The 15,571-nt window shown below is 40.8% G+C and carries 15 protein-coding genes and 1 tRNA gene; 1 reads left to right on the forward strand and 15 read right to left on the reverse strand.

From position 1 onward, the window contains the following. Positions 1 to 45: 45 nt before the first annotated feature. On the reverse strand, positions 46 to 663 hold the full coding sequence (gene taw3, locus TERMP_RS07855) for a tRNA(Phe) 7-((3-amino-3-carboxypropyl)-4-demethylwyosine(37)-N(4))-methyltransferase Taw3 (RefSeq protein ID WP_013467859.1): 618 nt from the start codon (positions 661 to 663) through the stop codon (positions 46 to 48). A gap of 142 nt (positions 664 to 805) precedes the next feature. Between taw3 and TERMP_RS07860 the strand changes: the two genes are divergently transcribed. Beyond that, positions 806 to 882, forward strand: a tRNA-His gene (locus tag TERMP_RS07860). A gap of 446 nt (positions 883 to 1,328) precedes the next feature. On the opposite strand, the gene TERMP_RS07865 is transcribed toward TERMP_RS07860, so the two are convergent. The 14 genes from TERMP_RS07865 to TERMP_RS07930 all read right to left on the reverse strand — a co-directional run bounded on the left by TERMP_RS07865 (position 1,329) and on the right by TERMP_RS07930 (position 15,567). Beyond that, positions 1,329 to 1,760, reverse strand: coding sequence for an EVE domain-containing protein (locus TERMP_RS07865; RefSeq protein WP_013467860.1), 432 nt, complete (start codon positions 1,758 to 1,760; stop codon positions 1,329 to 1,331). 36 nt (positions 1,761 to 1,796) lie between these two features. Beyond that, a complete protein-coding gene (locus TERMP_RS07870; protein ID WP_013467861.1) occupies positions 1,797 to 2,465 on the reverse strand; it encodes a M48 family metallopeptidase in 669 nt (222 codons plus the stop codon). Beyond that, positions 2,456 to 5,395 carry a type I restriction endonuclease subunit R gene (locus TERMP_RS07875; RefSeq protein WP_013467862.1) on the reverse strand — a complete coding sequence of 980 codons (2,940 nt, stop codon included), beginning with the start codon at positions 5,393 to 5,395 and terminating at the stop codon, positions 2,456 to 2,458. Before TERMP_RS07875 ends, TERMP_RS07870 begins: the two co-directional genes overlap by 10 nt. A 19-nt stretch (positions 5,396 to 5,414) precedes the next feature. Beyond that, positions 5,415 to 5,882, reverse strand: coding sequence for a type II toxin-antitoxin system VapC family toxin (locus tag TERMP_RS07880; RefSeq protein ID WP_013467863.1), 468 nt, complete (start codon positions 5,880 to 5,882; stop codon positions 5,415 to 5,417). Beyond that, on the reverse strand, positions 5,869 to 6,066 hold the full coding sequence (locus TERMP_RS07885; RefSeq protein WP_013467864.1) for an antitoxin AF2212-like protein: 198 nt from the start codon (positions 6,064 to 6,066) through the stop codon (positions 5,869 to 5,871). The genes TERMP_RS07880 and TERMP_RS07885 overlap by 14 nt, the downstream gene beginning before the upstream one ends. A gap of 143 nt (positions 6,067 to 6,209) precedes the next feature. Then, positions 6,210 to 6,731: a FlxA-like family protein gene (locus TERMP_RS07890; RefSeq protein ID WP_013467865.1), complete on the reverse strand. Its 522-nt coding sequence runs from the start codon at positions 6,729 to 6,731 to the stop codon at positions 6,210 to 6,212. 15 nt (positions 6,732 to 6,746) lie between these two features. Beyond that, complete coding sequence (locus TERMP_RS07895) at positions 6,747 to 7,973, reverse strand: restriction endonuclease subunit S (RefSeq protein WP_013467866.1); 1,227 nt, start codon at positions 7,971 to 7,973, stop codon at positions 6,747 to 6,749. Beyond that, positions 7,974 to 9,029, reverse strand: a complete 1,056-nt coding sequence (locus TERMP_RS07900; protein ID WP_013467867.1) for a hypothetical protein — start codon at positions 9,027 to 9,029, stop codon at positions 7,974 to 7,976. It abuts the gene before it with no gap. Between the two features lie 12 nt (positions 9,030 to 9,041). Beyond that, positions 9,042 to 10,589 (reverse strand): N-6 DNA methylase, encoded by a 1,548-nt coding sequence (locus tag TERMP_RS07905; RefSeq protein ID WP_013467868.1) that lies wholly within the window; start codon positions 10,587 to 10,589, stop codon positions 9,042 to 9,044. 100 nt (positions 10,590 to 10,689) lie between these two features. Beyond that, complete coding sequence (locus tag TERMP_RS07910) at positions 10,690 to 10,899, reverse strand: hypothetical protein (protein WP_013467869.1); 210 nt, start codon at positions 10,897 to 10,899, stop codon at positions 10,690 to 10,692. 224 nt (positions 10,900 to 11,123) lie between these two features. Beyond that, on the reverse strand, positions 11,124 to 12,425 hold the full coding sequence (locus TERMP_RS07915; RefSeq protein ID WP_013467870.1) for an acetamidase/formamidase family protein: 1,302 nt from the start codon (positions 12,423 to 12,425) through the stop codon (positions 11,124 to 11,126). 108 nt (positions 12,426 to 12,533) lie between these two features. Beyond that, positions 12,534 to 13,358: a carbohydrate ABC transporter permease gene (locus TERMP_RS07920; RefSeq protein WP_013467871.1), complete on the reverse strand. Its 825-nt coding sequence runs from the start codon at positions 13,356 to 13,358 to the stop codon at positions 12,534 to 12,536. Beyond that, positions 13,355 to 14,233 (reverse strand): carbohydrate ABC transporter permease, encoded by an 879-nt coding sequence (locus TERMP_RS07925; RefSeq protein WP_048159801.1) that lies wholly within the window; start codon positions 14,231 to 14,233, stop codon positions 13,355 to 13,357. Before TERMP_RS07925 ends, TERMP_RS07920 begins: the two co-directional genes overlap by 4 nt. Positions 14,234 to 14,247: 14 nt before the next feature. Beyond that, positions 14,248 to 15,567 carry an ABC transporter substrate-binding protein gene (locus TERMP_RS07930; protein ID WP_013467873.1) on the reverse strand — a complete coding sequence of 440 codons (1,320 nt, stop codon included), beginning with the start codon at positions 15,565 to 15,567 and terminating at the stop codon, positions 14,248 to 14,250. Positions 15,568 to 15,571 lie beyond the last annotated feature (4 nt).

Below are 15,571 nucleotides of genomic sequence, written 5' to 3' on the forward strand. Positions count from 1 at the left end.
AGAGGTTTCTTTTTCCTTCTTTTTCTGCTACTAAACAGTTGTTAACTAAGTCAAAAACTTCCTTTTAACCTCATAAAACAACTCGTCCTCACCGAGTTCTTCTTTTAGCTTTTCAAAGTTTTCTTTAAGTCTTGGGAGACGTGATTTTGCCCTGATGAGCATTGAATTTCCTAACTCAACAGCAAACTTAAGATACACATCATCAACCAGAACTCTACCATCTTTCCCTAAAGGTGCCGTCAGATACTCGGTTCCGTTTATCTCTACAAGAATTCTATCTTTCACAGCTTTGAACGTTGTATACTTGAAGCCAGATGCCAAGCCGAGCTCATGGAGCTTTTTACCTATCTTAATGCTCTCCGCAACTATGTGGAATATCGGTGGTTGGGATTTTAAGAAGATGAAGCCTCTCTGTGCATTTTTCAAGCTTTCTTTTGCCTCCTCAAATGTTATTGGTCTGTGCTCTTTTATGAGCCATCTGCTTAGTGGTTTGGCTCCCAAGTCTGGCTCCTCGATAATTCCTATCCTTCCTGAGCATGAGCTTGTCGTGTAAACTCCCCTAATTGAGTTTATGAGCATTAAGAGGTCTATTATATCCTCATCAACCTTTTTCTCTCTCATTGCTGTGAAGAGTGAAACTAAAGCTTCCCTCTTGGCTTTCATTGTAATTTCACCTCTCACAGCTTGACTGATTTAAAACTCCATAAATTCTGGACTAAAGTGGATTAAATGCCCTGAGGTTTGTTCTTTGATGTATTTTGGCGAAAACTTTATAAAGATATCCCAAAAAGCTAAGTTGGAAGTGGCCGGGGTGGTGTAGCCTGGTTAGCACAGGGGACTGTGGATCCCCTAGCCCGGGTTCAAATCCCGGCCCCGGCCCCAGAAGATGACGAGGGGAAGGAGAACCCTCCCCTCTTCTCTCCGACTTCTCCCCAACCCTTCTCCACTACTGGGGAAACTACGTTTCCCACACCCTTCCTTGCTCTCCTCGATTATCGGGGGAGCTCCGCTCCCCTCACCCCCACTATGCATTTTCCCTATGCTAGCTCACAGGAGGTGCAAGAAAAGAAGATAGCGAAATAAAAGAGATCCAAGATATCCAAAAGAACACTTTAGGTCTTTCTCAAATTTAACAGCTCAAGAAAATCGAGCCCCATATTATTGGAGAACTTGCAATTCGAGAACCTGAACGCAAATATATTCAGGTTTCAAAGAAACCATTGTGATACCAAAATCATTGATTCTAGGATTTAGGACGAGATGCTAATAATGAAAATTGCAAAAAGCAGGATATAAGCCTCTTCTGAATTCTTTTCATTTATAAAAAATCAAAGCAAGCTTTCGATCAACTTATAATCCTCTTCTGGCAGTTCTCTCATAGCTTTGCCCATCAAGTGACCGCTCCACTTCTTCTTGTTTGTGATGAACTTTAACTTTGGAATTAGTGGTTTGAACTCAACTTCACCAAGCTTTACGGGCTTAATTTTGACTCTCAATGGATAAGTTTCATTTAGATGTGGTGGAGACTTGAAGATTTTAGTTGAGTCCTGATAAGGCTCACTCACAACTTCAAAGATTCCTACGATTTTTGGTTCCAAAATTTGCTTATCCTTTCTTTCTTGCTTCACATAAATAACAAGCTTATCGCCGGGCTTTACTTTGGCAATAGTGTTCTTATGCCTCTTTGGAACGCCCCAAACGTTCTTCTTCTTGATAACTTCCCAGTTATCACGGTTCGTAATGCAAAGCCAGCATGCCATGATAACCACCCTTAGAAATTTCACAGTCGAGAGATATTAAGCTTTGGTTTCTCTAAGCTTTTTCCAAACTTCATTCCACTCAAGAGCAAGCCAAAAGGTCTTCAACTTCTTCTCAGCTTCCTTATATTCAGGATAATACTCCCCAATCAATCCCCAAAACTGAGAACCATGCCTCGGGATTCTCATATGGGCTAACTCATGAATGACAATATAATCCCTCAAACTCTCGGGCAAAGCCATTAACATTAAATTAAAACTCAAATTTCCCTTTTTCGAACAACTAGCCCACTTAGTTCTTTGGAATCTAATGTAAATTTTTCTATATTTAACTCCCAAAATCGAAGCAAAAAGCCTAACTTTAAAATCAAGCTCCTCCCTGAGCTGATTCTTAAGCCACCTCTTCAAAACTCTAAGATCATTATCGGGAAGAAAAACAACTTTAAACTTTAGATTAACTGAAAACTTTTCCCCATTAATTATTTCATAAAACTCTCCATTAAGCAACAATTTATCTGAAAATTGCGAAAACTGTTTTTTAAACTCTTCAATCTCCGCTAATTTTTTCTCTATCCACCCCCTCTTCCTCTTAATCAGTTCCTCGGGATTTTGATTTGGAGGGACAATTACTTTTATTTTACCATCTGGCCTTATTTCAATCCTTGAGTGCTTAATATTTCTCACGATTACCTCATAATTCAACCCCACCGCTTCAGCACCTCAAGGATGTCATCCCTCGTCTTGAATAAATCGCCATATCTTCTATTGTACTTACGAACTATGAACAGCATGACTTTTCTTGAGAGTTCACTGACAACATCTGCCTTTTCTTTCCATCTTGGGAACCTCAAACTTTCAGTCTCATTCAAAAGTTCTTTTACATCGCTTATAAGCTGTGCAGTGTTTGTTTTAACATGCTTTTTCAGAACCATAACTAAGGCATATTCAAGTTCCGTAAGTCCTAATTCTTCCCTCTCTTTAGTCCTTTGCTGAATCTTCTGAGCAACTGTAAATAATTCCTCGTAAAGCTTTTCAATTTCCTCCTTTTTGCTACGCCATCTCTCGACTATCCTCTCAACCTGCTCAACTAAATCAGAAGTCAAAGGCCCTCTGTGAGTGTTTATGTAGTGCCTAACAGCAAAAAGCAAGTCATAAAACGCCTGTTCTTTGCTTGTGCTTCTCATAATCTTTTTCAAGAATTCCTCATCAAGCTCGATTATTGGAAAATCAGTTCTTAGTTTTTCAATGTCAATAGTTTCATGGATAAATTTGAGTGCTTCTTTAAAGAATGCATCCATTTTCTGCTCAATCTCCGGATCAAGACCATTAACTTTGCTGTTGTATGCATAATAAACTTCAGTAAGCCAAGAAAAGACATTTTTAAACTCGGTTTTGTCTTCTCTCAGCAGCTTGTAATAATATCTAATCTCACGATAAAGCCTTTGAAACTCCGAACCTTTTTGTTTTTGGAAAAGAATCAGAACAGCTTTCATTATGGTGTCTCTGTCTCTTTTCAGTTCAATTCCATCAAAGAGAGCCAAAGCCTCGCTTATCTTTTTCCTGAGTTCCTCCTTGATTTCATCGAGCTTGTAAGCAACTCCCTTGATGTCAACCTCGTCATAAATCGCCAAAGCTCTCTTAAGTTCTTTGAAAATTCCAACATAGTCAACTATTAGACCAAAAGCCTTGATGTTCTCTCCATTCTTAAAGAACGGTCTATTAGTTCTCGCTATTGCCTGTAATAAGCGGTGCTCTTTCAAAGGCTTGTCTAAATACATTGTCTGAAGGATTGGAGCGTCAAAGCCTGTTAAGAGCATGTCCGTGACAATCAATATCTTTGGGAACTCCTTCTTCTTAAAGCTGGTGACAATTTCCTCTCTGATTTCTTCTTGATCTTTTGTTCTATACTTTCTCGTGAGCTCGTTAAAGTACTCTTGAATTATTTGAGGATCATTCTGATTGAAAGTCATTACAATTTCGCTGTATTCAGAGGGCAAGAACTTATCAAGAGCCTTCTTGTAGAGAACGCAGGCTTCTCTATCAACGGCAACAACTATGGCTTTGAATGGCTCAACGCTCTCCTTGTAATGTTTGGCTATATCCTCAGCAATCTTTTCAATTCTTTTTGGATTCTTGAGAAAGATTTTGATAGCATTGAGCTTTTTCTTCAGCTTCTCCTCTACTTTTTCACGATATTCCTCTGGAATTTCTTCAAGTTTTGAAGCTAAAAATGCCTCAAGGTCTTCTTTTCTCAATCTGACTTCGTCCTCAAGTCTTGCCTGATAAGCTATCTTTACAGTGAAGCCGTCCCTTATGGAGTCAATGATGAAGTATCTGTCAAGGTATGGCTCATCCTTGTAGCCGAAGGTTGCATAAGTGTCCCTGTACTTTTTGGAAATTGGCGTGCCAGTGAAGGCAAAGAATGAAGCGTTCTTCAATATTGAGCGCATTGTGGCAGCTAATTCGCCGTATTGGGTTCTGTGCCCCTCATCAATGAAGGCTATCACATCCTTACGGTTCATTATCGTCTTTCTGCGCCTGCTTTCTTTCTTAAGCTGCTCTCTGAGTTCTTTAAGTTCGTCCTCTCTGAATTTGTGAATGAGAGTTACAAATATTCCTCGCTTTCCATCTGAGTGCATCAGAATCTCTTTAAGCTTTGGAATTGAACCTACAACCTCAAAGCTCAAGCCTATGGATTTAAGCTCATCAGAAAGCTGTTTTTCCAGCTCACGCCTGTCAACGATGAAAAAGATTGTGGGATTACCTAAAAGGCGCTTAATCTTGTAAGCAGAGAATATCATTGTTAGAGTCTTCCCACTTCCCTGCCAGTGCCAGATTAAGCCTTTGTTTCTCTCAGTTTCACCTTTGGCATATTTAACTGCCCTCTCAACTATTTTATTTGTCGCCCTGAACTGCATGTATCTTGGAAGGACTTTTGTTATAACTCCCTTATCTTCTCGGTAGAAGATGAAGTACTTTAGAATGTCAAGCAGATTTGCTGGAATCAGAATTTCCATGATGTTGTCCAGATCGTCAAAGCTCTCTCCCTTCCATTCATAGACTGAAACATCCTCAAGCCATGGAACGTTTGGGAAATAAACGACTCTATCTCCAATGGCAATGCTGAACTGAACGTATTTGAAAAGTTCAGGCATCTCTTTTTCATAGCGTTTAATCTGCCTGTATGCCTCTTTCCAATCCTTCTTTAGGCGCTTGCATTCAATCAACACAATAGGGATTCCGTTGATATAGAGAATCATGTCTGGAATTTTTGTTTTAAAGGGATAACCAACTTGGTTTGCAACTAAAAACTCATTATTTTCTGGGTTTTTATAATCTATGAGCATCAGTCGTTTTGGTTCACCAGTTTCTTCATCCTTAACGGGGACGCCATCCTTCAAGTATTCCAATATTCTGCGAGAGCCTTCAACACCAAAGGGAACAGTCTTGAGAAAAGTTATGGCTTCTTCCGCTTCTTTCTCACTAACTTCGTTTATTTTCATAATCGCTCGCTTTAATCGGGAAGTCAAGAGAGGCTCTTTTTCATCTTCAAGTATTTCAGTACCCCTCTTATATTGCCAGCCTAATGAAGTGAGCCTTTCGATTGTGGGTTTTTCACATTGCTCCCACTCAGTCATAGTTCACACCAGGAAGAAGTCATGACGGTGAATCAATAACCTCCAGAAAATCAACTTTCTTAAAGTCTTCATCAAAAGTGGCTATTTTCTGAATTCCATAATATTTACAAGTGGCGACTATTATCGCATCGTTGGTTAAAAGAGCGTATTTCTCCCCAATTTCTGCAGATAACTTTAGTATTTCCCAGTTGACTTCAACTACCCTCAAGAGTTCATTCTTTATCAGCTGCTCAATTGATTCTTTGACCTTTCCATAAACCCAAGCATATCTATCCAAATGCTTTTTGAGATCATAAACACCCTTCAATCCATCTCGAAGGGCTAAGGTAAACATAACTTTATAGGCTGTTTCAGAGAAAACAACTGGATTTATAACTAAGGTAAAGCCCCTTTCAATCAACGACTTCACTAATGCCTTTGCCTTTTCGTCACCAAGGTTCAATCCTACCAGGACAGAAGAATCCACAAAGACTTCAGAGTGACTCATAGTAAGCCTCCTTAAGCTTCTTATAGTCTATGTTCTCGACTTTCTCGATAACCATGGAATCCAAGATTTTCTCAAGCTCCTCCTCATCTATTATCTTGATGATGACCTTTGAGTGCTCTTTGAGCTTTAGCTTTTTTAGGGGTTTCAAAACTCCATCCTCATAAATCGCCTCGATAACCTGCATAACTCTCACCATAAGGAATTCTATCGTGAGAAGATTTAAGGTTTTGGTGTTAGTTGTGTGGTATTTGTTTTTATACCCAGTTAATACGTTAACAAAGGGAGCGAAATAGGGAAGAGATGTTAATGGATTAACACTCAATAATGTTATTTCTCCGTTTTATGTAATCTCTTGAGAATCACCTTGATTTTCTTTGCAATTAGTACCTGAATGCTTGTGTTAAATAAGGTAGCACTGATAAGGTCTAAAGTTATGTATCCAGCAAGTGCAATGTTAAGGGCTATCGAAAAAACATAGGTTTTATAATAAACATTATATGCGTGAATAAAGTTCTCATTAACAATTTGAAGCTGTTGATCAAGATAGTTTATTTGCAGTTGTGTAATGTTTATCTGTTGCTTAATTTCCTCAATATCTGCTTTTGTGATGTTTTCGGTTCTTAGCCTCTCATATTCCGCTGAGAGATTCGCTAATTTTTCGTTTAAAACCTCTATTTGCTTATTTAGTGCTTTAATTTGGGCTTCTTTTTGTTGGATTTGCTGGATATAAGGCTGGCATGCTCCTTCTTCCAATATGCTTGTTGTTTTAAGGATAAGTCCAAGAAAAATGATTATTATGGGAAGAAGAAAGAGTAACTTAATAAGCTCGTTAAAATCAAAATCTGACATCCACTTTCACCTTCTTTAAACCTTCACCCTCCTCCTTCCCGTCAGCAAATCCTTCATCAAGCCCCTCTTAATCCTTTCAAGTTTTTCCTTGCGCTTCCTTAGAAGTTCGAGCTTTTTATCAACTGTCATGAGGATTTCGGCGATTTGTTTTTGTTCTTCAAGGGGTGGGAGGGGGATTTTGAACTTTTTCAAATTGGATGCATTAATATTCGCTTGACTTACTGCTCTTGTAGCCAGCTGGCGTAATTTGTCGTTTGCAAAAATTAGGTAGAACGTTAAGAATCTTGGATCAATTTGTTTTTTATCTGGTCGTATCCTGATAAGATAGGATGCAAACACATAATCTCCATCAAGCATAAAGACTCCAGTCCTTCCGACGAGTTCGTAACTGTTAGTTCGATTAATTAGAATATCTCCTTTCTCTAGCCGATATTTTTTGAAGGTATCTTCATCGAGATCCACATATTTTATGTTAACTGGCTTTACCTCACCATTGATTATGCTGTCCATCTTTATAATTGGATATTTGCCTTTATCGTGCATCTTAATCGATAATCCATATTGGAAGAGTCCTGTGACTTCTCCAATCCTCACAACCCTCCACTCCTCAGGAATCTCCCCAATCTCCGTTTTCTTAAACCTCTTGTGCTTGATTCCTTTGGTCAAAAGCCTCTGCATCAAGCCCTTCTTTAAGCGCTCCGTTTTCTCGATTGCCAAGTCTGTTTTTTCAATCGCTTCATCAACCGTTCTCAAAATCTCGGCGATTTGTTTTTGTTCTTCAAGGGGTGGGAGGGGAAGAAGCAAAGCATTAAGAACATTTTTATCCACGTGGGGTATTCCAGTGCCTTTTGTTTGACCTTTTAAGAAAGGCTCCCTATGTTTTAAAAGATAAAACAGGAACAGCGAATCATAAACATGTTTTTTCAAGAATATTTTTACCATAGTTGACGACAACACACCCTTCTTTGCTAAAAAGAACTCGCCAGCATTAGAGCCATCCCATAAAAGAAGGATATCTCCATCTTCGACTATAATTTCATTCCCAGTTATCTTTACAAATTGAGTTGGATTGTTGTTCCGTAAATATTCTGTCGAGAGATATGGCAACCATCCATCTTTAGGCTCTTTTGCAACCATTTTTGGTTTTTTGCCTTTTGTATACCCGATTATCTTTCCTAACTTTACAACCTGCCAATCCTCCGGAATCTCGCCGATTGGAGTTTTTTTGAATTTAGCGTGCATTTATTTCACCTCACCTGTAACCTTCTTAGTAAAATATAGCAAAATCTCCCCAACAGCGTTAAGCATATAGTCCTTGAAGGTAGCAGGATTTTCTTCGGTGGGAGGGATCTCATATTTGATTTTTGTCATCATCATCCAAATGTCATCAACAAGGAATGGATTTAGTATGAATACCTCCCGAATGTCACTAACATCTATCTCATTGATTTTTTTCTTTATTCGCTCTACTTTCAGTGTAAAAAACTCCTCATATACCTTCATTAATTCTTGCTTTTCGCTTTCATCCAATATATTCTCGATGCCCCATATGATGGTATACTCTTGGGGTAGATACGGAACAATGATATTACTAATATTTTTTCCTGATTCTCTGCGCATCCTAATCCATTGGGGAAGTGCTCCAAATAGTTCTGCGAAGGTCTTCTGCCTTATTTTATTGTACAAGTGGGGTTTTTTATTTTTAAGAAACTCCAAAAATGCCTTGGGAGATATTTCATCGACAAATTGCTTAAGATAATCTCCTATTGCGTCTGAAATTTTCTCAAGAACTTCCTCTCGGTAATATCTAAAATAAAATTGAAATAAACCAGATAATATTCCGATTATGGACAGGATTCCAAATAATATACTGAGATTATTAGGATCCCAATGAACTAGTCCCACCAAAGTAGCTATCCAAAAATAGCCTACCCAAACTATAAGCACCAGAAACATGTAGTTTAGAGTTGTGAAAAACAATGTTCTGGGTATGATTAGAATAGCAATTTTTGGACCATTCCACCTAAGAGAGAATAAAGATTTAAGGATGCTGTGACTATAAATTTTACTTTGGCTTTCTGAGTTTTTGAAGAATGCTAAAAGCCAATTTGGCCTAATAAAAACAACTGTAAGAATGAACCCAACAAGTAGAAATGCTCCTTTCTGGAATAAATCCTTATATCTCAAACTGGAAAATTCCAGCAATACCCAAAAAATGACTAAATTTGCTGTTAAAAACGAAATGGATGATAGAATTTTAACAAAATTTGTGAACAATGTTTCTTTAAGTTGTGCCATGTAGTTGTCACCTCAATACCCCAACTCCCTCAAATACTCCTCAATCTTCTCATCAATCTCAGCAAGTTCTTCGTTAATCTTCTTCAGCTCCTCCCATTCAGCTTTAACGTCAATCTCCTCCTCTTCCTCCATCGGGAAGACGTAGAGGGTAACATTCAGGTTAAAGTCGTTCTCCTTTATCTCGTCCAAGCTCACAACCCTTGCAAAACCTTCAACATCCTCAAACTCCTCATAGGCTTTCACAATCTTCTCGATGTTCTTCTCCCCCAAGCGGTTCAGCTTCCTAACTTCTGGATGCTTCTCATACTCAAGAGAAGCATTGATAAAGAGAACTTTCCCCTTCCTCTCCTTCGGCTTGGCTTTGTTGAAAATCATTATCGCTCCCGGCGCTCCAGTATTGTAGAACAGCTTTTCCGGCAACAAAATGACGCACTCAAGCAAATCCTCCTTAACGATCCTTGACCTTATTTTCTTCTCCGCTCCTCCCCTAAACAAGGCACCGTTATCAATGACTATTCCAATCCTGCCATTATCCCTGGCACTTGCAAGCATGTGCTGAATCCAAGCCCAATCCGCTGAATTGTTGGGTGGATAACCGTACTTAAAGCGCTCCTCTCTGAATTCCGCTTTCTTCAAAGTTTCTTCCCCATAACCATCCTGATTCCAAGGTGGGTTAGCAATAACAACATCAAAGCGCTTTAGCTTTTCACCCTCTTTGAATGCTGGTCTCAGAAGAGTGTCACCAACCGCCAGCTTTGCATCCTTAATTCCATGAATCATCATGTTCATCTCGGCTATTGCATAAGTTGTTGGATTAACCTCCTGCCCATATAGGAAGAGCTTCTTGGCTTCACTTTCACCAAACTTTTCTTTAACGTGAAGATAACTCCCAATCAGCATGCCACCAGAGCCCAAAGCAGGATCATAAACCTCTTCCCCAGGCCTAGGATCAAGAATCTCAACCAAAAGTTTGATGACTTCTCTCGGCGTGTAAACCTCTCCTTCCTTGGCTTTCTGAGGGGCAAAATACCTCAAAATCCACTCGTAGGCATCGCCCAAAACATCTGGAGAAGCATTCCTCAAGTCCAAACCGCTGAAGAGTTCAAAAAGCTGCTTCAGAATCTCGGCGTTATCTCTGTGAAGCATGAACTCCATGAAATCAAATCTATCAACAACACCCCTTAAGTTGGGATTAAGCTCCGCTAATTTTTTCAATGCCTCCGAGAGGTTCTGCGGGAGCTTTTCAATGTCCTTCTCTCTAAGCTTTCTCCAGAGATACTCAGAGGGATAAGCAATAGTATAAGCACTCTTATCTTGAAGTGCAATCTTCTCAGCTGTTTTCCTATCAAGTCCCTCTTTCACAAGCTTTTCTACATAGCCCTCAAACTCTTTCTCCCATTCGTCGCTCAAACGCTTCAAGAAGAGCAAGAGGAGGATGTATTTATAATCCACTCTCGTTCTGATTAAATCCGCAGCTTTCTTTAAGACTCTCTCAAGTTCCTCTCTTGTGACAGTTTTATTCTGTTTGAGTTTAACATATTCTGTTAATTTCCTCTCCACAGTTATCACCCAAGATAATAGTTACCCAGAGAATATTGGCACAAGAAAATATAAACTTAGCCTATTAAATTTCTCAACTACTTTGGAAATTAATACACTTTCAGTGCTTCACAGCCCTAACCAACGTGTAAACTCCAGCCTCTTCTTTGATGAGCCCTCTCTGCTTGGCAATCTCCAGCAGGGGCTTCAAATCAAGGAGAGGAATCCCATACTTGCTGCAGTTGTTCACAAGAACTGGCCAAGAGGCACTGCCCCCAAAATCCCTAATCATCCTCAGCAAAGCCCTCAACTCAGAAGCTTCTCTATCCATAGCCTCACCTCCTCCATAACTCTGATTTAAAGAACAGTCAGAATAAAGTTGACAAAAGTTGTATTTATAACTTATCATGGAGCAAGAAGTATTTGGCATCTTACCCTTATAGCAAGCAAATTTTGTTTTTATTTATCAAATTGTGTTCCTGATCACTAAGTTGCCAACTTATCTCACAGAGAATATTGACTCATTTCAAGCTAAAAAAGAAAGAAAAGTTCCAGTTAGAATGGCAAGCCATAATGCTTAACAACGAGTTCATCAATGCCGAGTTTCTCCAACAGCCGAAGCGGAACTTGCATGGAAACTTGAACTATCCCCGGCAATCTTCCAATTTCAACTGCCCCGCTTATGGTGACCCTGTTCCTAATCTCCTCAACGCTCATGCCGAAGAGCTTTGCAGCCCTCTTAAAGCCATCCATCGCAGCATCATTTATGTTTGGGCCCGATCCAATTATCTGCACCGGAGCAACTGGTTCAACTTCAATGCCGAATCTCTTTGCGAGCTTTTGAACATTATCCCACTCATCCTTCCTCCATGGCTTAGCCAACGGTGGCAGGTCTTCTTCCGGTGGGAGGAGTATCGGACCATCAAGGTTCATGTTCTTCACAACTGATACCTCTACAACGCTCTCTGCAGTTACGTCGGTTGTATGTCCTGCAACTTCCCCATCGCCCTGCATTGCATGGGCATCTCCAGCGTAAACTCCTCCTCCGTCCACTTTCACTGGGGCTATTACAATAGTACCTTCCCTAACCGCATCAACATCCAAGTGTCCATCGGTCAATTTGGTCTCATAGTCTTCTTTTGTAATTGCATATGGATGGGGGGCATCTATTAGGAAATAGCCAAAGTCGCCAGCATTATGAGAATCTGGAATATCCACTGCAGGCACTGTTCCTAATTGGCCTAAAAATGGGCGAATTCTTGAAGGCACTCCAACAATATCTGCTTTTGCAAAGATGAGAATTGGGACTTGCTTTGAATTTTTGGGCAGAGCATGCCATTCCCAAGCATTCTTAGCTATTTCCTCGGCAGTCTTTTTGTCAACAGTAACTCCGATTCCTAATCCATGATCGAAAACCATTGTATAACCGTTCACCATTTTGAATGGCGATGCAGGAGAGCCGCAGTGCTTACATCTTACGGCATCTTCCCCAATTCCCTCAACTTCAAATTCTGGCCAAGGCTCGTTACAAGAGGGGCACTTCTTTGCAACGTATGGGTCTCCTACAAAGCTCCCCTTCCTTGTCGTGTCAACACCAGAAGAGGCGGCCTTTGACAGAACCCTTACGCTTTTTATTTTTATTACAATGCCATCCCCAACCTTTGCGCCTTCCACTGCAACTGGGATGTTAACCTCATGTCCCCCTTTAATGGTTGGCGTTATCATTGGACCCCAGCATCCTGGGGCAGTAAGGAAGACTATTCTTCCACCATCAGCCACTGGGCCAAGCATTTTGGAATGCGGCCCAATAATGCCGTTTGTTTGTAGGTCATTAAAAACCTCATCTTCAACAACCATCAAAACACCTCCATCATTGACTCTGATTTAAGAAAAGATCAAAATGAAGATCAGCAAAGGGTGTATTTATAGATTGCTACGCCCCATTAAAAATCAGAGCTAAAATACTTACCCCTTAACTGCACCGCTCGTATATCCTCTTATGAGATATTTGCCCAGAGCTATCATGATTATCAGCGTTGGCAGTGCCACTATCAAGGCTCCAGCCATTTGAACGTTCCAGTTCGCAACGAAGCTCCCCTTGAGGTTTGCAAGCATGACGGTTGCAGGCATTGCCTCCTCTCCCCTTGTTAGGACTACACCAAAAAGATAGTCGTTCCAGATGCTCGTAAACTGATAGATCGCTGTTACAACAAAAGCGGGCATTGAGAGGGGTAGAATTATCTTCGTGTAGATTCCAGCGGCACTTGCCCCATCAACCTTTGCAGCCTCAACCAGCTCGTCTGGAATTTCATAGTAGTAGTTCGTGAAGAGCAAAGTCGTTATCGGAATTCCATATGCAGTGTGCGTTAAAACCAATCCGGGAATTGTATTGTACAGCCCAAGACGTGAAATCAATCTAACGAGGGGAATAAGGATTGACTGATATGGCAGAAAAACACCAAAGGTTATCAGAATCAGCAATTTCTTTGAAACACTGCCCCTAAGAAGCTTTGCCAACGTAAAACCAGCCAAAGAGCCGAGTACTGTTGAAAAAATAGTTGCGAAGGTTGTGAATACCAAGCTGTTTATAATTGGCCTCTTAAGGCTCTCAAAAGCGATTTTATATGCCCCAAAATAGGGGGGAAGAACAAGCTGTATCGGAGTTGTCAAAGCGACCTGCTCTCCTGTCTTTGTTGAGGTTGTTACAGCGCTCCAGATTGGGAGAAGATACCCAAAAGCCAAGAAGATCAGAACTGCATACATGAGAATCCTCAGCGGCTTTACCTTCATTCTTCCTCACCCCTGTAGCTCCAGTATAAGTACGGCAGCACAATGGCAAGTGCCATTAGGAGAAGGATTGTTGCTATTGCAGCCCCATACGCGAAGTTTGTCTTTGCAAAGGTTTCCTTATACATCTGAACAGCCAAGATAAACGTTGAGGTTCCAGGACCTCCGCGGGTGAGCACCCAGATGAAGTCGAACGCCTTCAAGGAGAACACCATGAGAACCACGAATGCACTGAGAGTTGGCTTAACCAGCTGGGGAATTACAACATACCTGTAAAGCTGCCATGTGCTTGCCCCGTCTATTACAGCAGCCTCATAGTGATCAACTGGAATTGACCTTATTCCAGCCAGATAAATTATCATCGTATAGCCTGAGAACTGCCATATCAAGGCTATTATTATGCAGTACATTGCAATTTTAGGATCAGTTATCCACCTGCTCTTCAAAAATTCCAAGTGCAGCTTTCCAAAAATAGTATTTAACACACCGCTTGAGGGATCATACATCCATGCCCACAGAGTTGCGGTAACTACAAATGACAGGGCAAACGGTAGGGCGTAAATTGTTCTGAATCCGCTCTCAAATCTGATTCTTCTGTCAAGCATGATCGCAAGGAGAAGGCCCATTAAAATCGAACCTGGCACAAAAAGAATCAGCAACAGAATGTTATTTTTCAGGGAAGTCCAGAAAACAGGGTCGTGAAAGAGCTGCTTATATTGAAGCAAGCCCACAAACCTATAAGACGGCAACAAACCTCTCCAATCAGTAAAAGAGATATAGATATTCCACAAGACAGCGACATACACAAAAATCCCCACAAGTATCAATGCCGGAGACAAAAATAAAAGGATGTAGGGAAGATCAGGGGATTTCCTCATTAAGTCCCCTCCATTCAGCTGAGCTTCCACTCCTTTATCTTGTTTGGAAGGAGGTCTTTCTTCATGGCATTGATTATTTCCGTCATTGCCTTGTTCACATCTTTGCTCGTTGCAAGTTCAGAGATTATGTCATTGAGATCAGCCGCAAATGCCTCTGGAACTGCACTTCCGTGAGCAATGCTCGGGATCATCTTTGTCTCCGGTGACTTAAGTTCCTTCATGAAAGCTTTCTGTATTGGGTCATACGGATCAGCGGGAGCGTCCATTCTTGGTGGTATCGACCCTTTTATTGGGTTGAACGTGTTCTGGGCTTCAACTGTTCCTATAAAGCTGAGCCACTTCTTAGCAGCGTCTGGATGGGCAGCCTTAGCTGGAAGGACGAATGTATCTATAACAAGGTCATAGACTCCAGCTGGTATTGGAATTGCCCCATAATCAACATCGGGCTTCCAGCCTTTTGCTTTGAAGTAACCGTTTGCCCAATCACCCATCAGAGTCATGGCAGCCTCTCCTTTGTAAACCATTGCACATGCCTCATCCCAAGTCTTTGCTGCATGGTCTGGATTTGAATATTCAATGTATTTCACAAAGTACTCAAGAACCTTCTTGAGAGTTGGATCGTTGTCGCTTATCTCGCCGTTTATGAACTTCTGGTAGTAATCAATTCCTCCCACTGCAACAAGCATGACTTCAAAGACCTGAGTCGCTGGCCACTTGTTTCTGTCACCGAGTGCAAATGGTGTGACACCGTTCTTTTTGAGCTTCTCAGCAACGGCAAAGAGATCGTCAATGGTCTTTATGCTCGCAGGATCAATTCCATATTTCTCAAATATCTTTTTGTTGTACCAGATGACATTGGCCCTGTGAACGTTGATAGGAACAGCATAATAGTGGTTGTTGAAGATCACCATCTGCTCAATGACATCTGGATAGTTCTTCTTCATGTCATCTGTCCAAATGTCATCAATTGGAGAAAGCTGGTTAGCTTTAATGTATCTCGCCATTTCGTAACCTGCATGAACCTGGAATGTGTCAGGGGGCTTTCCAGCAAGCATTAAAGACTGGAGGATCATCTTCATGTTAACTCCAGCCCCACCGCTCACAGGATTTGCTTTTATTTCGATGTTTGGATATTTTTCTTGGAACTTTTTAGCAAGAGCGTCAAAAGCCTCTTTCTCACCACCAGCAGTCCACCAGTGGTAAATTTCAAGAACTTCTTTTTGTGCCTGAGTTGCAGTGGGGGTTGTCTCCTTTTGAGAGATACACCCAGAAACTACTGCGGTTGCTAAAATTCCGATTATCAGATATACAAATAGCTGCCTTCTTTTGGACATAGAG

It is taken from the genome of Thermococcus barophilus MP (genome assembly GCF_000151105.2).
Classification (GTDB): Archaea; Methanobacteriota_B; Thermococci; order Thermococcales; family Thermococcaceae; genus Thermococcus_B; species Thermococcus_B barophilus.

Bases quoted from the DNA above. Each gene is read 5' to 3' on its own strand.
- TERMP_RS07900 (WP_013467867.1), bottom strand. From the start codon at position 9,029: ATGGCACAACTTAAAGAAACATTGTTCACAAATTTTGTTAAAATTCTA.
- TERMP_RS07890 (WP_013467865.1), bottom strand. From the start codon at position 6,731: ATGTCAGATTTTGATTTTAACGAGCTTATTAAGTTACTCTTTCTTCTT.
- TERMP_RS07910 (WP_013467869.1), bottom strand. From the start codon at position 10,899: ATGGATAGAGAAGCTTCTGAGTTGAGGGCTTTGCTGAGGATGATTAGG.
- TERMP_RS07885 (WP_013467864.1), bottom strand. From the start codon at position 6,066: ATGCAGGTTATCGAGGCGATTTATGAGGATGGAGTTTTGAAACCCCTA.
- TERMP_RS07875 (WP_013467862.1), bottom strand. From the start codon at position 5,395: ATGACTGAGTGGGAGCAATGTGAAAAACCCACAATCGAAAGGCTCACT.
- TERMP_RS07895 (WP_013467866.1), bottom strand. From the start codon at position 7,973: ATGCACGCTAAATTCAAAAAAACTCCAATCGGCGAGATTCCGGAGGAT.
- TERMP_RS07865 (WP_013467860.1), bottom strand. From the start codon at position 1,760: ATGGCATGCTGGCTTTGCATTACGAACCGTGATAACTGGGAAGTTATC.
- TERMP_RS07930 (WP_013467873.1), bottom strand. From the start codon at position 15,567: ATGTCCAAAAGAAGGCAGCTATTTGTATATCTGATAATCGGAATTTTA.
- TERMP_RS07920 (WP_013467871.1), bottom strand. From the start codon at position 13,358: ATGAAGGTAAAGCCGCTGAGGATTCTCATGTATGCAGTTCTGATCTTC.
- taw3 (WP_013467859.1), bottom strand. From the start codon at position 663: ATGAAAGCCAAGAGGGAAGCTTTAGTTTCACTCTTCACAGCAATGAGA.
- TERMP_RS07880 (WP_013467863.1), bottom strand. From the start codon at position 5,882: ATGAGTCACTCTGAAGTCTTTGTGGATTCTTCTGTCCTGGTAGGATTG.
- TERMP_RS07915 (WP_013467870.1), bottom strand. From the start codon at position 12,425: ATGGTTGTTGAAGATGAGGTTTTTAATGACCTACAAACAAACGGCATT.
- TERMP_RS07925 (WP_048159801.1), bottom strand. From the start codon at position 14,233: ATGAGGAAATCCCCTGATCTTCCCTACATCCTTTTATTTTTGTCTCCG.